Annotated in this window: 2 protein-coding genes and 1 pseudogene; 1 reads left to right on the top strand and 2 read right to left on the bottom strand. The window is 68.0% G+C overall.

The features are described from left to right. A pseudogene (locus AC6H42_RS21490) lies at positions 1-644 on the top strand (peptidase M14); the annotation flags it as partial. Here AC6H42_RS21490 and AC6H42_RS21495 read toward each other — a convergent pair. Beyond that, positions 641-1,585, bottom strand: coding sequence for an acyl-CoA desaturase (locus AC6H42_RS21495; protein ID WP_497548903.1), 945 nt, complete (start codon positions 1,583-1,585; stop codon positions 641-643). The pseudogene AC6H42_RS21490 and the gene AC6H42_RS21495 overlap by 4 nt on opposite strands. Before the next feature lie 13 nt (positions 1,586-1,598). Then, positions 1,599-1,925: an ArsR/SmtB family transcription factor gene (locus AC6H42_RS21500; protein ID WP_057158385.1), complete on the bottom strand. Its 327-nt coding sequence runs from the start codon at positions 1,923-1,925 to the stop codon at positions 1,599-1,601. Between the last annotated feature and the right edge of the window lie 137 nt (positions 1,926-2,062).

Genomic DNA, 2,062 nt, shown 5'->3' on the forward strand with positions numbered 1-2,062 from the left:
GCGCGCTGTGGACCCGCTACGACGAGAGCAAGCCGCAGACCTGGACCGTGCCGCTGCGCGACGAAGTGGTGCCCAACTTGCAGCTGGCGGCGCCGGCCGGCGGCTACCTGGTGCCGGCCGGGCAGGCGTCCAAGGTGGCAGACAAGCTGAAGCAGCACGGCATCAGCTACAAGGTGCTTAACGCGGACCTGGGCAAGGTGGAGGTGGAGACCTTCCGCGCCGACAAGAGCAAGTTCGGCGCGCAATCGTTTGAAGGCCGCCAGGCGCTGGCGGTGGAAGGCGGGTGGCAGAAGGAAGCGCGCGACGTGGGCCGCGGCGCGCTGTTCGTGCCGATCGCGCAGCCCAAGTCGCGCCTGGTGGTGGCCATGCTGGAGCCGCTGAGCGCCGATTCGCTGCTGGCCTGGGGCGCTTTCAACAATGCCTTCGAGCGCAAGGAGTACATGGAGGAATACGTGGCCGAGGAAGTGGCGCGCGAGCAGTTGCGGGATCCGGCCGTGGCGGCCGAGTTCAAGCGCAAGCTGGACACCGACCCCGCGTTCGCCGCCAGTTCCGCCCAGCGCCTGGAGTTCTTCGCCCGCCGCCACGCATCGTGGGACGAGCGCTTCAAGCTGTACCCGGTGATGCGCAGCGCCGTGGCGCGTTAAGCCGGGGCGATGCAGGGGGCGTGCTGCAGCGTGTCCAGCTTGCGCAGTTCGGGACGCGGCGGCAGCGCGTGCGGCAGCCGCAGCCCCCACACCAGCCCGGCGCGGCGCAGCACCAGCAAGGTCCACCAGCCGGGGTCCCATTCGCCGGCGTACAGGCCGAGGCAGGCCGATCCCGGATAGGCGTGGTGGTTGTTGTGCCAGCATTCGCCCATGGTCAGCAAGGACACGAAGCGGATGTTGTGGCCCTGTACCGCGGCGCCGCTGACTTCAGCATGCATGGGGCCGTGGTTGTGCGCGAAATAGCCGATCAGCCAGTGCCCGAAGATGCCCGCCGCGATGCGGGCGCACACGCCCCACACCACAAAGCCCCAGCCGCCGGTGGCATACAGCAGCAAGGCCGGCGGCAGCTGCTGCAGCATCCAGGTGCGTTCCAGGAAGCGGTAGAAACGGTCCTGTGCGATGGCCGGTTCGAGCCGGATGGCGGGCGGCGTGTCCAGCGCCAGGTGGCAGTGAATCTGCCACCAGCCGTCGCGCCAGAAACCTCGGCCGTGGCGCAGGTAGTCGTGGCAGACCGGCATGCGCTGCGCGTAGTCGCGCAATTCATGCTGGCGCAGCAGGCCGAGCGGGCCGGCCAGGCCGACCTGCACGCCGCAGTACACCAGCGCGTACTCCAGCCATGTCGGGCACTGGAAACTGTCGTGTATCAGCTTGCGGTGGCTGCCCAGCGAGTGGCCGAACAGCAGCACGAAGCCGGTGGCGGCAAGGAACAGGGCGAAGGCGGCCCAGGTGAAGGTGGCGATGCCGCCGATCAGCGCGATGCCCGCCATGCCGCTGAACCACAGCGACTTGAGCGGCGCGTAGCGCACCGTGCCCCGGATGACGCCTGCGGGGTCTGCGCTGTGGACGCGGTGCTGTTTCAGGCTGTCTGGCATCGGGGGCATGGCATTCTCCGGTCTAGTCTTTGCGGTTGCGCCGCCGAGCGGCGATGACGGCGGACTCACGTTTGAGCGGCCTGCCGGTGGGGCACAGTTCCAGCGCGTAGCTGGTGAGCGTGTTGGCGACGTTGCCGGCGGTGAGCTTGTAGAACACGAACTGGCCGCGCCGTTCGCTGCTGATCAGCCCCGCGTTCTCCAGCACCGACAGGTGACGAGAAATCGCCGGCGCGCTCATCTCGAAGCGCGCCGCCAGCTCGGACGTGTTCATCTCCGCTTCGGCCAGATAAGCCAGGATCTTGCGGCGTGGCGCAGACGCGAGCGCTTCAAAAACTTTGTCGAGGGACATGATGACTGAATTAGATAATTAACGAATTTGTTAATACATTAGCCGATGAGTGCGCGCCGGTCAAGCAATTTGCACGCAGGGAGGGGGCCGTGGGGGGGGGGGGGGGGGGGGGGGGGGGGGGGGGGGGGGGGGGGGGG

This window comes from Massilia sp. NBRC 108631 (assembly GCF_059704565.1).

Coding starts and splice junctions, on each gene's coding strand:
- AC6H42_RS21495 (WP_497548903.1), bottom strand. CDS start 1,585: ATGCCCCCGATGCCAGACAGCCTGAAACAGCACCGCGTCCACAGCGCA.
- AC6H42_RS21500 (WP_057158385.1), bottom strand. CDS start 1,925: ATGTCCCTCGACAAAGTTTTTGAAGCGCTCGCGTCTGCGCCACGCCGC.